The organism is Acidisarcina sp., assembly GCA_035539175.1.
In the GTDB taxonomy this organism is placed as follows: Bacteria; Acidobacteriota; Terriglobia; order Terriglobales; family Acidobacteriaceae; genus JANXZS01.
The window spans coordinates 26,054-42,339 of record DATLIY010000013.1; the positions used below are offsets into that span (position 1 = coordinate 26,054).

Consider the following 16,286-nt stretch of genomic DNA (forward strand, 5'->3'; position numbering starts at 1 on the left):
GTGGCACATGTCCGTCGCAGTGTCCGGGTCTCCGGAGTCGTGCAGGGCGTAGGGTTTCGGCCCTACATCTACAGGCTTGCGACGGAAGAGCGGGTTACAGGAAATATTTCGAATGACACTGCCGGAGTGACCATCGAGATTGAAGGCCCCGCCGCTCATATCGATGCATTTCTACGGCGTCTCCCGCTTGAAGCACCTCGTCTGGCGCATATTGCTCACGTTGAAGTTCAGGATGTGCCCTGCGAAGGAGACCAGCACTTTAACATACGCCCGAGTGAGGTCCGCGGCCATGTGGTGACACAGATTCCAGCCGATGCTGCGACCTGTGATGACTGTCTACGGGAATTGCTGAATGTTAGAGATCGGCGTTACCGCTACCCCTTCATTAACTGCACAAATTGCGGACCGCGTTTTACCATAACGCGTCGAATCCCTTACGACCGCCCCCAAACCTCCATGGCAAAGTTCCCCATGTGTCCCGCCTGCCAAGCGGAGTACGACGATCCATTGAACAGGCGCTTCCATGCACAACCTAATGCCTGCTGGGATTGCGGTCCTCAACTATGGATGGTCAACGCGATGGGGCAGCGCATCGAGACGAAGGATGCGATCGAGGAGACGATTTCACGCCTGGCTGCTGGCCAGATCGTCGCAATCAAAGGCATCGGAGGATTCCATCTTGCGGTGGATGCCACGAACACTGCGGCTGTCGAGCGATTGCGCCAGCGAAAACATCGCTACGGAAAACCGCTGGCAGTCATGGTTCCCGACATTGCCTCGGTCGCCAAATTCTGTAAGTACGATTCGTTGCAGGAACAGCTCCTGATCAGCGTGCAGCGGCCAATTGTTCTCTTGCAAAAAAAGGTCGTCTCGCCGATCGCGGCGTCTGTGGCGCCAGGAATTCCATGGCTGGGCGTATTCCTTCCCTATGCGCCGCTCCATCATCTGCTCTTTGTGAATCAAAAACTGCAGGCGCTCGTCATGACCAGCGCGAATCTGAGCGAGGAACCGATTGCGATTGACAACGACGAAGCGCTTGACCGCCTTGACGAGATTGCGGATGCATTCCTCTTTCATGATCGGGAAATTCTGCAGCGATGCGATGACTCTGTAATGGCGGTTGTCGACGGCCAGCAACAGATCATCCGGCGAGCACGCGGATTCGTTCCGCTGCCCGTTTCTTTGCCGGTCGAGTCGCCCCCTTTGCTTGCAGTTGGCGGTCATCTTAAAAACGTCTTTTGCCTTGCCGCTGGCCATAACGCCTATCAGAGCCAGCATTTGGGCGATCTTGAAAATCTTACCGGCTTGGAATTCTTTCGTGAGGCGCTGGAGCACCTGAAGCGAACCTTTGAAATTGAGCCAGTAGCGATTGCACATGATCTGCATCCGGGCTATCTGTCGACACAATGGGCGCTGCAGCAGCCCTTGCCGCAGATCGGTGTGCAGCATCATCACGCACACATTGCCAGTTGCATGGCAGAGCATAATCTGATGGCTCCCGTGATTGGCATCGCGCTCGATGGGACGGGCTATGGAACGGATGGTCACGTGTGGGGAGGGGAAGTCCTGATCGCCTCTTTCGAGGGATTCGATCGATTTGCGCATCTGCGATATGTTCCTATGCCCGGCTCTGCGGCGGCGATTCGTGAGCCGTGGCGCATGGCCTTTGGCCATCTCCTCGCTGCGTTTGGGGAAGAAGTCATGGGGCCGGAGCTGCGATCCATGCTAGGAGCGACGGAGAAGGAGGCGCGGCTGCTTGCGAGAATGATCGAGCGCAAGGTGAACAGCCCGTTAACCTCAAGTTGCGGACGCCTTTTCGATGCTGCTGCTGTGCTCATCTCAGGCCGTCGCGTCGTGGACTACGAAGCACAAGCTGCAATTGAGTTGGAAGGTCTGGCGGTAGATGCAGCGGATATTCCTGCAGATGCCTACCATCTCGTCCTGGGTCCGGGCGAGAGTACGACGTGCCCCTGGCAGCTTGACCCGGCTGCCATGTGGCATTCGCTCCTTCGCGATCTGCGGGCTGGAGTAGCCCCAGGCATTATGAGTATGCGCTTCCATTCCGGAGTGGCGCAGGCTTATTGCGACCTAGCGGTCGCCGCTTGCGCTGCGACGGGCATTTTGCAGGTATGCCTTAGCGGGGGCGTTTTTCACAACGCCCTACTGCATCGCCTTCTCCGCGAGAGGCTTCAAGGTCAGGGCTTCGAGGTCTTTGCGCAGAGCCACGTTAGTCCCGGAGACGGCGGCCTGAGTTATGGCCAGGCGGCGGTGGCGGCAACACGCCTTAAGGCTGTGAGTCAATCTGTACCAGACGTTGTGACAAATATAGACTAGACCAGCAGCTTTACCAGTTGATCCGCGCCAATTTTCGGTCCGAGTATTGAAACCTTGGGAACCTGGCCTCGCACCATCGCAACCTCATCGCACTTGTAAAGCCGCGGGCAAGTCTGGCAGTCTTTGTAGATCTTGTCCGGGAGGGCGGTGCGATCTTCTACCACGCGAAAACCGTGGTGGAAAAAGAATTCAGGAATCCGCGTGAAGAGGCAGATGGAGTTCACTCCGTTTTCTTCTGCTTCATGCATCAGCGCTTCCAGTATCTTGCTACCTGCACCTTGTCCGCCCGCGTCTGGCCGCACAATGATGGATCGAACTTCTGCCAGGTGAGGCCCGTAGAGGTGCAACGCTCCACAGCCGAGGAAGGCACCGTCCTCCGCCTCTGCGACGGTGAAGTCCCGGATATTCTCACAGACCTCCGCGAATGGACGACGCAACAGCGTGCCATCGTGGGCGAGGCTGTTGACGAGTTCGTAGACGTTGGAGGCGTCCTGAAGACGCGCTTTACGAATGACCATCGATGAATCCTGTTAGCTCGATGAGCCGTGGTTCCAGACGGGAGAGGGCTTCGTGCACTCGTTCCGTCGCGGTTCCGCCGGTCACATCGTGGCAATCCACGGTTGCCTGCAGTGTGATGCACGCGAAGAAGTCTTCCTCAAATTCTTCGCCGAATTGTTTTAGCTCGTCGAGCGAGAGATCGCCGAGTTCACACCCTTTTTCGAGACTATATCGCACCGCGTGGCCGATCTTTTCGTGCGCTGTACGGAACGGCACACCCTTGTGTACAAGATAGGTTGCAGCCGCCATGGCATTCAGGTAGCCGGTTGCGCATGCTGCCCGCATCTTCTCGGTCTTGAACTCCAGCGCGAGCGTGAACCGCGTCAGCAGGCTTACCAGGCTGATAGCCGCGGTGGAGGCCGCAAAAACCGGCTCCTGCGTTTCCTGCATGTCTTTGTTGTAGGCGAGCGGAAGCCCCTTCAGCAGAAGCGTTACCGTTTGTGCGGCGCCACTGATGCGTCCTACTTTTGCGCGCGCCAGCTCCGTCAAATCAGGGTTCTTCTTTTGCGGCATCGCACTCGATCCGGTCGAGAAAGCCTCAGGCAGATCGATGAATCCAAACTCCGCAGTTGCATAGAGAGTGATCTCCTCTGCAAAGCGGCTAACATGCAGACCGACGATCGTCAGCGCCTGGAGATACTCCAGCACGAAATCCCGGTCGCTGGTCGCGTCCATGCTGTTGAGCGTGGGCCCAGAGAAACCAAGCTCGTCGGCGGAAATAGTTCGATCCAGCCGAAGCGTCGCTCCCGCTACCGCTCCCGATCCGAGAGGGCAGAGATTCAGCCGGGCTCTGCAATCGAACAGCCGCGTTACATCCCTCAGCAGCATCTCGACATACGCCTGCAGCCAGTGCGCTACGAGTACTGGTTCAGCGCGTTGCAGGTGTGTGTAGGCGGGCATCACGGCATCGCCGACCGCATGAGCTTTTTTGGCCAGTGCTGCCGACCATTTAATAAGCTGGCCGGCAACAACGGTGATGCATTCCCGAACATAGAGCCGCAGGTCTGTCGCGATCTGTTCATTGCGGCTTCTGCCGGTATGCAGTTTCAGCCCAAGATCGCCAATATGCGCAACCAGCTGAAGTTCCACGAAGTGGTGAATATCCTCTGCCGTTGCGTGGTCGCGAATAGCGCCATGCTTCTCGGGAGTCCAGAATTCTTCCTGTACCTGGTCAAGCGCCTCACATATCTGCGCGAGTTCAGGAGCGGTGAGAATCCCAGCCGCGTGCAGAGTTTTGGCATGCGCTTTGCTGGCAGCAACTTCCTGGGGAAGAAGCTGCCAGTCAAAAACGATAGATCGTTGCCATTGCTCGAATGCCGGGTCGAGCGGCTCGTGAAAGCGGCCTGACCACATCTTCACTTAACAGCCTCTTTCTTCAAGCTCTGCAGACGGGCACGCGTGCGTGCAGGAAGGCCAAGGATCTGGATGAAGCCCTTGGCATCTTTCTGATCGTACGTGTCACCCATGGTGAAAGATGAGAGTTCGTTGGAATACAGGGAGTACTCACTCGCGCGGCGGACGACATCCACATTGCCCTTGTAGAGGGAAAGTGTAATCGAGCCAGTTACGTTTTCCTGCGTCTTATCCACAAAGGCGTCAAGAGCCTCGCGTAGAGGCGTAAACCACAGGCCGTTATAGACGATCTCCGCGTAACGGAGCGCAACATGCTCCTTATAGTGAGCCACTTCCCGATCCAGGGTAAGTGCTTCGAGCTCCTGGTGAGCGGTTACAATCAGCGTTCCGCCAGGAGTCTCATAACAGCCACGGGACTTCATCCCGACGAAACGATTCTCCACCAGGTCAATGCGGCCGACGGCGTTGCGCGCAGCAACTTCGTTCAGTACTTCCACCAGTTTGGCTGGCGCCAGGCTCTTGCCATTGACGGAGGTTGGGCAGCCTTTTACAAAACCGATTTCGACAGTCTCGCTTTTGTCAGGAGCCTCCTGTGGGCTCTTGGTCAGGGTCCAGGTGGTCGCGAGCGGCGCGTTTCCTGCATCTTCCAATTCGCCGCCTTCGTGGCTGATGTGCCACAGGTTGCGATCACGGCTATGAATCTTTTCGCGGCTCTGGGCCACAGAAATTCCATGGGCCTCGGCATAGTCGAGGCAGTCTTCCCGCGACTTCAGCGTCCATTCGCGCCACGGAGCAATGACCTTCAATTCTGGCGCGAGAGCCTGGTAGGCATGCTCAAAACGCACCTGGTCGTTGCCCTTGCCTGTGCAACCATGCGCTACAGCTTCGGCGCCTTCTTCGAGGGCGACCTCAACCTGGTGCTTGGCGATAACCGGGCGGGCGATGGAAGTTCCCAACAGATATTTGTGTTCGTAAATCGCGCCGGCTTTTACGGTAGGGAAGACGAAGTCGCGTACGAACTCATCGCGAAGATCACGCACAACAACTTTCTTCGCGCCAGTCGCGTAAGCCTTGGCGACAACGGCGTCGAGATCCTCACCTTGTCCCACGTCGGCAACCATGGCAATGACATCCATGCCGTAATTCTCATTGATCCAGGGGATGATGATGGACGTATCCAGTCCTCCCGAATAAGCCAGGACAACTTTCTTTGACATATGAAGCTCCTTCAAAAAAGGTGCAGCCACAAGGGCGGTTATAAAGTGTTCGGTGCTATCAGGTCATGCGCCAGTCGGCTTAAGAACTTTGTTTCCCACCAGCCAGCATCAACAGCAGAGCTTTCTGTGCGTGCATACGATTTTCGGCCTGATCAAATACGATTGATTGAGGGCCATCGAGCACGGCGTCGGTAACCTCGGCATTGCGTCGCGCTGGCAAGCAGTGCATAAACACGGCTTCAGGTTTGGCGTGCGCCATGAGTGCCTCATTCACCTGGTAGGGCTTAAAGATTGGAGCGCGCTTGGTCTCTTCATGCTCAAAGCCCATGCTGGTGCACACGTCCGTGTAAACGGCGTCGGCGCCGGTTACCGCAGAGACGGGATCTTCGGTGAAGGTCAGTGTGCCGCCGGTCGCATTGGCGATCTCCGCTGCCTGTGCGACGATCTCCCCCTTTGGACCGTATTTCCGCGGCGTCGCGATGGTGCAGTGCGCGCCAAGCAGAGCGGCCGTAAGCATCAGCGAATGGCAGACGTTGTTCCCATCGCCTACGTAGGTGAACTTGAGGCCCCTCGCCGTGCTGAAGCGCTCCTCAAGCGTCATAAAGTCAGCCAGTGCCTGACAGGGATGCTCAAGATCGCTGAGTGCATTGATCACCGGAACCTTGGAGTAGAGAGCCATCTCCGTGATGGTCTCGTGCGCATAGGTGCGCAGCACGATCAAGCTCGCCCAGCGTTCGAGGTTGCGTGCCATGTCGGCCAGGGATTCACGCTCGCCCAAAGGCGATTGTGTCTGGTCGACAAAAATTGCCGAACCACCGAGAGTGTTGATTGCGGTCTCAAAGGTAAGGCGCGTGCGCAGCGAAGCCTTTTCGAAGAACATCACCATCTGCTTGGCGTCCAGCGCCCAGCGATATTTTTCCGGATGCGCCTTGAGTTGATGGGCAAGATCCAGAATCGCGCGCAACTCGACGGCGGAGAGATCGGCGGTAGAGCAAAGATCGCGCCCCTTGAGGGATAGAACAGGATCCGCAGAATCGCCCAACGCAATGTCTTTATAAAAATCGGCTTTCGTTGCCATTGTCAGTTCCTTTTCTCGTAGGTATTCGTGTGAGCGGCTCCCGTCGCCGTGGCTTCCTGCTCGGTGAAAATTTTGTCGAGGGCAGCGATCGCTGTATCGACATCGCTCTTGCTCAGAATGTATGGAGGCAGGAAGCGCAGCACCGTCTCGCTGGTGCGATTGATCAGGATATGTCGCTCCAGCATCTTTGCCACCACGAGCTTGGCCAGGTCTGCGGAATCCAGTTCAGCGGCCAGTATCAAGCCCATGCCACGCACGTCCGTGATGGCTGCGTGCCGCTTTGCGAGATCGGCCAGCTTCTGCTTGAAATAACCGCCCACATCGTTGATGTGCAGCAGAAGGTTCTCCTCCCGCATGGTGTCGATGACGGTGATGGCAACGGCGCAGGCCAGCGGACCTCCGCCAAAGGTTGTGCCGTGCATACCGGAGTGGATCGCACGCGCAGCCTCTTCCGAGCAGACCATAGCGCCCATCGGAATTCCCCCCGCAAGTGGCTTGGCGAGTGTGGTGATATCCGGCAGAATATCGTATTGCTGATAGGCGCACCACTTACCGGTTCTGCCCAATCCGGATTGAATCTCGTCTGCGATGAGCAGGGAACCGGCTTCCCGGGTAAGCTCACGCGCCGCTGCGAAGAACTCCGGCGAGATGGGACGAATCCCGCCCTCTCCCTGAACCGCTTCGATCATCACCGCACAGACATCGTTCGAAAACTTGGCCTTTAGATCGTCGATGTCGTTGAAGCGAACAAACTCCACGCCCGGCACAACGGGCGCGAAGGGCTCGCGATACTTCGCCTTGTGCGTGGTGGAAACAGCACCGAACGTACGGCCGTGAAAGCTGTTTTCGAGTGCCAGAAATTTGGTGCCGATGGAATGGCCTTCGCTGCGGCGCAAGCCTGCGTACGCCCGCGCTACCTTCATGGCTGCTTCCCAGGCCTCGGTTCCACTGTTGGCAAAGAAGACGCGATCAAGTCCCGTAATCTCCGTCAACCGCAGCGCCAGCTCCGCCTGTCCCTGATGGAAGTAGAGATTGGAGGTGTGAATGAGCTTGCGGCTTTGCTCAGCAATCGTATTCACAATAGCCGGATGACTATACCCCAGCGCATTCACGCCAATGCCGCTCAGCAGGTCGAGATACTTCTCGCCCGCCTCATCTGTCACATGAACACCTTCACCACCGACCAGGAGGATGGGATTGCGTTCATAGGTGGACAGCAGCAACTTTGACTCTGCTGCCCGAATCGAATCCAGATTTATCTTCATCGTCACCTTCAGGCCACCATCACTTCTGTGCCGTGTGTAATCCGCGAGCTGCACAGGTTGGGCAAAAGCGCTGCCGCCTCCGCAGGTAAGATTTTTACGCGCTTCACGCCGTGGACGAGCGCTTCCCGGCACGCGCTCAACTTCGGCAGCATTCCACCACTGATCACCGAGTCCTTTGCCAGCACTGCGATCTGATCCACCGTGAGCCAGCGCATGATCTCGCCGTCTGCGCCACGAACACCGGGCACATCGGTGAGAAAGACCAGGGCATCTGCCTGGCAGGAGATGGCGCACGCGGCGGCCATCTCATCCGCGTTGATGTTGTAGTATTCGCCGTCGAAGCCGAGTGCCAGGCTGGAAAGCACCGGGACGGCATCCATCTTCCAGATGGCGTGCAGCCAACGCGGATCGGAGGCAACAATCTCTCCCACGAAGCCGAGGTCGGGAGCGGTCCGCTTCTTGCGGGCGCGGAAGATCAGCCCATCTCCGCCGGATAGCCCCATCGCGGATTGACCATGCGCGCCCAGCGCTGCCACCAGTGCCTTATTCACGGCACCGCCCAGCACCATCAGCGCGGTGTCGCGCGTCTCGGCATCCGTAACGCGCAGTCCGCTGATGAATTCGCTTTGCTTGCCCAGTTGTTTCAATGTTCTGGTCAACTGCACGCCGCCACCGTGGACTAGCGCGACCTGGTTGCCATCGCGGACTAAATCCGCAATCGCCTGCGCACACTGGTGAAGCAGCGTGGGATTTTCAAGGGCAGCTCCTCCGAGCTTGACCACATACTTCATACGAGCCCCTCCGCCTCATTCCAGCCATACATCAAGTTCATGTTTTGAACCGCTTGTCCCGCGGCCCCCTTCAACAGATTGTCCAGGCACGAAACGATAACGCAGCGTCGTCCATCAGACGATAGTTGAAAGCCGATATCGCAATAGTTGGTGCGCACCGAGTATTGAAGCTGCGGCACCTGCGTGCCAAAGACGCGGACCAGTGGACTGTGTGCGAAGAATTTATGATAGCGGCGATTCACCTCCGCCGCTGTCTTCGGCTCCCAGAAGGTCACATAAATCGTCGAGAGAATCCCCCGGGGAATCGGCAACAGGTGCGGCGCGAAGGTGATCTCATCCTGGTCCAGCTCCAGCTGCTCGAGCAACTCGCCCACGTGCCGGTGGGTGAAGATGCCATACGCAGACAGATTGTCCGCCGCGTGCATAAAGTGCGTCTTCGCAGTGGGAGCCTTGCCCGCGCCCGAGACTCCCGACTTCGAGTCACAGACGATGCCACTCTCCGTGTTCACCCATCCGGCGGAGATCAGCGGCTTGAGCGCGAGGATGATCGACGTTGCGTAGCAGCCGGGATTGGCGACCAGCCGCGCTTTGGCAAGCTTCGCGCGGTGCAGCTCCGGCATACCGTAGACGCTCTCTATTTGCAGCTCGGCGGCTCTCTCCGGATCTTCGTCAGTGAGGTTGTAAACAGCGCGATTCTCGGACTCGTCCAACCGCCATGCGCCACTCAGATCGACCACGCGAAGGCTGCGATCGATCGCCTCCGGCACCCAGCTGCGGGATTGCTCATGCGGAGTTGCAAGAAAGAGTACGTCCACCTTGCGTTCTTCCAGCAAGTCCCAGCTGAAGGGCTCCATCTTCAACTCCGGCGAGCCGTGATGATCCATAAGCTGGGGATACAGCGCCGCGAACGGCACAGACTCGCGGCCATCTTCAACGCGGCCCGTGAGAACCGGAGGCGCCTCCGCAAGCCGTGGATGATGCAGCAGAATCCGTGCCAGCTCCATTCCGGCGTAGCCACTGACTCCCACTATCGCTGTTTGTATCGTTCCGTCCTTCATTAGCCCATCATCACTTCCAGCCGATTCCTCAGGTGCGTGGCGCATTTCTGGTCTGGGCAAATCACCAGGACGGTATCGTCTCCGGCAATGGTGCCGATCACCTCGGGCCAGGATTCCTTGTCGATGGCCAGCGCCACTGGCTGTGCACTTCCGTTTGTGGTGCTCAATACAAGTTGGTTCAATGCTTGCTTGACTCTCAGCCCAAAGCTGCCAAGAACGCGGTCGATGGAGGTAAGGTCGTCCTCCTCATCGCCGATATGCCCATTGGGCAGCGCATAGCCATTAGGACCCTTGTATAAATGCATCTCATGAATGTCGCGTGACAGCGTTGCCTGGGTCACATCGAATCCATGGCGCTGCAGCTTGCGACGCAACTCGTCCTGGCTCGTAATCGATGCCGAACGAACTACTTCGCGAATTGCGTTGTGACGTTGCTGCTTCATTTTGGGATGCGAAGATGGCGGTGTGGCCGCTTGGATGTATAAAAATACATCTCTATGTATAAATATGCAGAGGCGGATTGTCAACCTTCAGGCAGCTTTTTCTGTGAATTTCCTGTCCATGCCCGGCCTCCTACCTGCCCTCGACAATCCGGCCTGAATAGCCGAAGCAATCGATCCATCCAATCGAACAATGCAATCGAATGGTGCAATCCCTGTCGGCTGAATGACGTACACTGTCTACTTGGCAATGTCGTTGAGGTCGCTTACAGTAGTGCGGGTAATTTCTGAAGCAGGCGAATGAAGTCTACGTTGAAAAATACTGAAGATGCGGCACAGCTCTCCCGCGGCGGGGAGAAATACGATCGAATTCTGGAAGCAGCGATCGAGGTCGTCGCCGAGAAGGGCTTACAGCACGCACGCATTGCTGACATTGCCGCCAGCGCCGGCGTAGCCGATGGCACCGTCTATCTCTATTTCGACAACAAGAATCACATTCTGCGGGCCGCGATCGACTCGGCGTTTGAGAGGTTTTCTCTACGGGTTCAGACGGCGCTTGCCACCACCCATGATCCCGTTGAGCAGTTAAAGACCATCGCGCGCTTGCACGTGGAAACGCTGGTCGCGAGCCGCAATCTTGCGATCATCGTACAGACGCAGGTTCGCCAGAGCGCAAAGTTTCTGGAGCAGTTTTCTCATCACTCCTTTGTGGACTACATCAACCTTGTCCGCGAGATTGTCCGCGCCGGTCAGCGCGAGGGCTTGATCCGCCCTGAGATATCGGATCGTGTTGCTGCCCTGTGCCTGTTTGGAGCGCTGGATGAGATGATCAGCTCCTGGCTCTTTACTGGCAAACCTATCGACCCCGAACAGACCTCGACCCAGGTCCTCGACATCCTGTTAGACGGCATTCGTACGACCCCCAGCCATGCTTGATTTAAGAACCCTCAACGACGTCTTTTTCAATATCACTTCGAGTCATCGCGAGCGCGCCATCCTATGGCAAGACGCGAAGGATCAGTGGCAGCCAATCTCTTCCACCCAGCTTTACCAGCGGGTTCGCGCTCTGGCGGAAATCTTCCTGTCGTGGGGCATCAATAAAGGAGACCGCATTGCGCTGCTGGCGGAGAATCGCTGGGAGTGGGCCGTCGCCGACTTTGCTGCGCTTACGCTTGGCGCGGTGGACGTGCCCATTTATCCGACGCTGACCGCTGAACAGATAGCTGTGCTGCTGGCGGATTCCGGCGCGCGTATTGCTGTTGTCTCCTCGCGCAAGCAGTACGACAAGGTGGAGTCCATACTTCACCAAACGCAGGTGGAGCACATCGTTCTGATGGATGATGAAGGCACTCCGGATGCAGTGCTGCTTTCCTCGCTGCTGAAGGATGCGGATGCCCGTGGCAAGGAGCGCGACCCGGTATTCGACCGGCGCGCCTATGAAGTGCAGCCTGCGGATCTGGCGACGATCATCTACACCTCCGGTACAACGGGTGAGCCCAAGGGTGTGATGTTGACGCATGGCAACATTGCCTCCAATCTGACTCACTCGACCGACCAGTTTGGCTTCGACGAACTCGATTCGTGGATTTCGTTTCTGCCGTTGTCGCACATTACAGCGCGGCACCTCGACTATGCACTCGGCTGCCACGGAGCCACCGTCGCCTATTGCTCCAATTTCGACAAGCTGCCCACCGCAATGACCACGATTAAGCCCACCGTGTTCGTGGCCGTGCCGCGGGTTTACGAGAAGATCCGGCAGGAGGCTGAGCGGCGTGCCTCGCTCTCTCCCGCCAAGGCGCGGCTCTTCGCCTGGGCGCTCTCTACAGGCAAGCGGCATCGCGATTCCGTGCTAAAAGGGGAGACGCCGAAATCCCCCGTCTGGAAGCTTGCCAACAAGCTCGTCTTCAGTAGAGTGAGGGATGCCTTTGGCGGGCAGGTGAAATATTACGTCTCCGGCGGCGCGCCGCTCGGTCTGGATACGGCAAAGTGGTTCGCCGATGTGGGCATTCGCATATTTGAAGGGTACGGCCTGACGGAGACCTCTCCGCTGATCGCGTTGAACGCACCCACAGCCTATCGCATTGGTTCCGTGGGGAAGACGGTGCCAAACATCGAGTGCCGCATTGCCGAAGACGGAGAATTGCTGGTACGCGGTCCTTCGGTCTTCGTGGGATATTGGCAGAAGCTGATCGTCACGGCGGAAGCCTTCGACGAAGGTCATTGGTTCCGTACTGGGGATATTGCGCACTTTGACGAGGATGGGTTTCTCTTCGTAACGGATCGCAAGAAAGAGCTGCTGAAGACCTCCGGAGGCAAGCTGATTGCTCCCCAGCCCATTGAAAATAAGCTGAAAGCGAAGCTGCTCGTGTCCCAGGCGGCTCTGGTGGGAGATCGCCACAAATTCGCCAGTGCGCTGCTGTCGCCGAACTTTGCCGCGCTGGAGGAGTGGGCCAAAGCCCAGGGGATCGAAGTGCAGACACGACGGCAACTGGTGTCAAACCCGAAGGTGGTGGAACAATACCAGGCGATTGTGGACCATGTGAACGGCTCGCTGGCGAACTTTGAGACGATCAAACGCTTTCGGATTGTCCCGGATGAGTGGTCGATTGACAGCGGAGAGTTGACCCCCAGCCTCAAACTGAAGCGCCGCGTGATCACCGAGCGCTATGCAGAAGAGATCGCCGCGTTTTATGAGGATGAAGCGGTGTCGCGGGGGTAGCTGGGCCGGCGAAGGAGGGAACCGCACCGCCTGCGAGGGATGCTGCAGCCAGGTGCGGACTCTTTTCCTGGGGCTTCTGGCTATGTCGTCAGACGGTTGTGGCTGATGGGCTTCATTTGCCAGACCGAAAGATCCTGCAGTTGGTCGGAGCCGCCCTCGAACTTCACCAGAACGTCGGTGGCTTTTTCTCCCCGCATATAGATTCGCCGTGTACAGGCGATCCGGTCGTTGATAAAGAGTTCCAGGACAGAGCCATCGAGATAGAGCCGAAGCTCTAATTTGCCGCTCCCGATCTTCCCGGCAATTGGCTTGCCGTCGATTCTAAGTGGCGCCTCCCCGCCCCCGGGGTGGTAGCTCACGCTGAAGAAGGCGCCCGACACCTGCGCCTCCGAGATCAACGACAGTCGTACCGGGCTGGTCACCTGCCGGGTTACGCAATGCACTTCACCGGAGTAGTTGCCGATCACCAGATCATTCACCGTCCCTGCCGCTGCGCGTGCCTTGCTTTCCCGCCATCGCAGAGCCTGTACTCGCGCATCGACCCGCATCTCCAGTTCTCCATCGGCGTTCAACGTCAGCACGCGGGGAAGCGACATGACCCCGGCCCAGCCTGCACGCTTGTATTCCTCCAGGGGCCGCGTCTCTGGAATCCATCCCCAGAGGATGCGATTGCCCGCTCTGTCCAGCATGCTCTTGGGTGCATAGTAGGCCCCGTCGTCCAGCAATCCCTGCTTCTCGCTGTGGAAGACCATCTCCTTGCGGTCCAGTTCGCCGCTCTGCCAGTAGACCTTGCGTTCAGTGGAGTAGAGCAGTACGTGTTTCCCGCCCAGCGGGAAGAAGTCCGGGCACTCCCATTGCTCGCCTGAATCCACCGGGTCCGAAGTATCCTTGCCGTTCCATGTCCCCGTTGCGAGCGGGTGGAGGTACTCCCACGTGCGCAGATCCCGGGAGCGATATAGCAGGACCACGCCACCGCGTTTCTTGATTCCTGAACCGATTCCCATGTACCAGATGTTGCCTTCGCGCCAAAGGCAGGGATCCCGGAAGCCGGTCACGTTCAACCCCGCGGGCGGAGCCGCAATCACCGGTCTGGCAGCCTTCTCCCATTGGCTCAACAGGGGATCATGGGAGATCGCCAGGCACTGCACCTCGGGATTGACGCCGGTGTAGAGCATGGTGGGCACTCCCTGGTCCACGACGATGCTTCCCGTAAAGCAGCCATCCTTATCGGGTCCGCCGGGCGTGGGTGCCAGGGCCACCGGGAGGTGATGCCAATGGACCATATCGTCGCTGATGGCATGGCCCCAGTGCATATCTCCCCAGAACGCGCCATTGGGATTGTATTGGTAGAAGATGTGGTATTTGCCGTGCCAGAATACAGGCCCGTTCGGATCGTTCATCCAGTTTGCCGCGGGCAGCAGGTGAAATTGCGGCCTCTGGGGGTCCAGCGCCAGCCGCGAAGAGGCCTCACCTGCCTCGGCGGCGCTCAGGTTAAGCCCTTGAGCCAGGGGAAGTGCCGCCAGGCCATACAGAACGCTGCGCCGTGTCATGTTCATTTTCAGCCGACTCCTTCCGAAAAGCCATTGTAGGGGGCAGCCACGTGCTGACTCTACAGGAATGTGGATTCCTTGCGGAATCACGAGATTTTTTGAAGCCAATCCGTCGTGCGCGCATTGAAACCCGTGCCGGAGGTCAGTATCATTCCATTGAGGATCCAGTGACTACTTGTGCCTGCTCTCAGGACGCGCGAGAGAATCGCGGTCTTCCCGGGCGGAGTGCGTACCAACCACGAATGACTGCGACGCAGTCTTAGCCGGACGGTCGATTTCAGTCCAGGCCTACTTTCTTTTGAGGAGAATTGCAATGCGTATTGGCATGTTAACGGGCGGCGGAGACTGCCCGGGCTTGAATGCGGTGATCGCTGCCGCTGTGAAAAAGGGCATTCAACACCACGGCGACGAGTTCGTCGGCTTCCTCGAGGGTTGGCGTGGAGTTCTGGAAAACAGATCGATTCCGCTGACGCTGGAGACGGTCGACGGCATTATCACCCGCGGAGGAACCATCCTCCACTCCTCGCGCACCAATGTCCGCAAGATCGAGGGTGGTATCGAGAAGTGCGTGGAGACGCTGAAGGCCAACAAGATTGATGCCCTCATCGCCCTTGGCGGAGACGACACCCAATCGGTTACCAAGGCTCTGGTTGAAGCCGGGGTCCCCGGTGTCGGCGTGCCGAAGACCATTGATAACGATCTGAATGGTACGGATGCCTGTTTTGGCTTCGATACCGCGGTGATGATTGCCACAGAGGCCATTGATCGCCTGCACACCACCGCCGATGCTCACAACCGCGTCATCGTCTGCGAGGTCATGGGTCGCGATGCAGGCTGGATTGCCCTGACATCCGGCGTTGCCGGCAACGCGCATGTCGTCCTGGTGCCGGAAAAGCCTATCGATCTGGACCACGTCTGCGCCCTGCTCAAGTACAACTACGACCACGGGAAGCACTACGGCATCGTCGTCGTGGCAGAAGGCGCCAAGCTGCCGGAGGGACAGGTCATCAAGGGCACGAAGGTGGATTCGTTCGGGCACGCTATTCTCACTGGCATCGGCGAGACGCTGGCTAAGCGGATTGAGGAAAAGACCGGCTATGAGACCCGCTCCGTCGTCCTCGGGCATACCCAGCGCGGAGGAACACCTACCGCTGCGGACCGTATGCTGGGCACCCGGTATGGCCTTGCCGCCATCGATCTCGTCCACAAGGGCGAGTTTGGCCGCATGGTCGTCCTGAAGGGCACAGAGATCAAGAGCATCAGCATCGCGGAAGCGGTTTCCCGCAACCGTACAGTGGACGATAACTTCCTGGAGATTCTTTCGGGGCTTGAACCGACAGTTTAAGTATTGCGGCTTAAGTTAATCATAATAAAGAACAAGGTCAGCTCTTCGCTGGCCTTGTTCTTTCTCTGGTCGTTTCTGCGGCGACCGAATTTTACTCTTATTGCCAAACGTTCCTTTTCCATAGAGTGCAACAAGGCCGAACAGTGGCGGAAGAGAGCCTGGGAAAACCGAATATTTCGTGAAACATACAGGAACTTCTTGAAAGCGACGGGTAAAACAAGGTATATACAAGGGCGCTGGTGTGCATTTTTGCGCCTGCCAAAAACGACTTGCTTAGGAGAGTCCGAATGAGACCGTCAGCCGTGAAGATCGCAGAAGTACGTGAGGTCATGGACATTCGCCAGGCATCGGACTACCTCGGCATCAGCTCCGATACGCTTTACAAGTACGCCTCGGAAGGATTCATTCCCGCCTTCAAACTGGGGAATCGCTGGCGCTTCAAGAAGTCCCGCCTCGATGACTGGATGGATCAGCAATCTTCCGCATCGCTGGCTCCGCACGACCTGAAGGAGACCGCCCGCCCGCGGCAAAAGAAACCAGTGCGGGCCGCGGGGCGCTAGAGCCGCTTCGCTGACGCG

14 protein-coding genes are annotated in these 16,286 nt (G+C 57.8%); 5 read left to right on the forward strand and 9 right to left on the reverse strand.

Annotated elements, in window-relative coordinates:
• Positions 1-2,334: a carbamoyltransferase HypF gene (hypF, locus tag VM554_15650; protein ID HVJ09812.1), complete on the forward strand. Its 2,334-nt coding sequence runs from the start codon at positions 1-3 to the stop codon at positions 2,332-2,334.
• Here the strand turns inward: hypF and VM554_15655 are convergent.
• The 8 genes from VM554_15655 to VM554_15690 form a co-directional block, all read right to left on the reverse strand.
• Positions 2,331-2,852, reverse strand: a complete 522-nt coding sequence (locus VM554_15655; GenBank protein HVJ09813.1) for an N-acetyltransferase — start codon at positions 2,850-2,852, stop codon at positions 2,331-2,333. The two genes, hypF and VM554_15655, sit on opposite strands and share 4 nt — an antisense overlap.
• Positions 2,839-4,245: an argininosuccinate lyase gene (argH, locus tag VM554_15660; protein ID HVJ09814.1), complete on the reverse strand. Its 1,407-nt coding sequence runs from the start codon at positions 4,243-4,245 to the stop codon at positions 2,839-2,841. The genes VM554_15655 and argH overlap by 14 nt, the downstream gene beginning before the upstream one ends.
• Positions 4,246-4,247: 2 nt before the next feature.
• Positions 4,248-5,462 (reverse strand): argininosuccinate synthase, encoded by a 1,215-nt coding sequence (locus VM554_15665; protein ID HVJ09815.1) that lies wholly within the window; start codon positions 5,460-5,462, stop codon positions 4,248-4,250.
• Between the two features lie 79 nt (positions 5,463-5,541).
• Positions 5,542-6,540 (reverse strand): ornithine carbamoyltransferase, encoded by a 999-nt coding sequence (gene argF / locus VM554_15670; protein ID HVJ09816.1) that lies wholly within the window; start codon positions 6,538-6,540, stop codon positions 5,542-5,544.
• A 2-nt stretch (positions 6,541-6,542) separates the two neighbouring features.
• Positions 6,543-7,805, reverse strand: coding sequence for an aspartate aminotransferase family protein (locus tag VM554_15675; GenBank protein ID HVJ09817.1), 1,263 nt, complete (start codon positions 7,803-7,805; stop codon positions 6,543-6,545).
• 8 nt (positions 7,806-7,813) lie between these two features.
• Positions 7,814-8,596 carry an acetylglutamate kinase gene (argB, locus tag VM554_15680; GenBank protein ID HVJ09818.1) on the reverse strand — a complete coding sequence of 261 codons (783 nt, stop codon included), beginning with the start codon at positions 8,594-8,596 and terminating at the stop codon, positions 7,814-7,816.
• Positions 8,593-9,654, reverse strand: coding sequence for an N-acetyl-gamma-glutamyl-phosphate reductase (argC, locus tag VM554_15685; GenBank protein HVJ09819.1), 1,062 nt, complete (start codon positions 9,652-9,654; stop codon positions 8,593-8,595). The genes argB and argC overlap by 4 nt, the downstream gene beginning before the upstream one ends.
• Complete coding sequence (locus VM554_15690; protein HVJ09820.1) at positions 9,654-10,097, reverse strand: hypothetical protein; 444 nt, start codon at positions 10,095-10,097, stop codon at positions 9,654-9,656. Before VM554_15690 ends, argC begins: the two co-directional genes overlap by 1 nt.
• A 297-nt stretch (positions 10,098-10,394) precedes the next feature.
• Between VM554_15690 and VM554_15695 the strand changes: the two genes are divergently transcribed.
• Positions 10,395-11,030 (forward strand): TetR/AcrR family transcriptional regulator, encoded by a 636-nt coding sequence (locus VM554_15695; GenBank protein HVJ09821.1) that lies wholly within the window; start codon positions 10,395-10,397, stop codon positions 11,028-11,030.
• The gene (locus VM554_15700; protein ID HVJ09822.1) at positions 11,023-12,813 is read left to right on the forward strand and encodes a long-chain fatty acid--CoA ligase; all 1,791 of its coding nucleotides are present in this window, start codon (positions 11,023-11,025) and stop codon (positions 12,811-12,813) included. The genes VM554_15695 and VM554_15700 overlap by 8 nt, the downstream gene beginning before the upstream one ends.
• 80 nt (positions 12,814-12,893) lie before the next feature.
• Here VM554_15700 and VM554_15705 read toward each other — a convergent pair whose 3' ends face one another.
• Entirely contained in the window at positions 12,894-14,369 is a 1,476-nt protein-coding gene (locus VM554_15705; protein ID HVJ09823.1) for a glycoside hydrolase family 32 protein, read from the reverse strand.
• 307 nt (positions 14,370-14,676) lie between these two features.
• Here VM554_15705 and VM554_15710 point away from each other — a divergent pair, with 307 nt between their 5' ends.
• Together VM554_15710 and VM554_15715 are read left to right on the forward strand one after the other, a co-directional pair.
• Entirely contained in the window at positions 14,677-15,708 is a 1,032-nt protein-coding gene (locus VM554_15710; protein HVJ09824.1) for an ATP-dependent 6-phosphofructokinase, read from the forward strand.
• 287 nt (positions 15,709-15,995) lie between these two features.
• The gene (locus VM554_15715) at positions 15,996-16,268 is read left to right on the forward strand and encodes a helix-turn-helix domain-containing protein (protein ID HVJ09825.1); all 273 of its coding nucleotides are present in this window, start codon (positions 15,996-15,998) and stop codon (positions 16,266-16,268) included.
• Positions 16,269-16,286 lie beyond the last annotated feature (18 nt).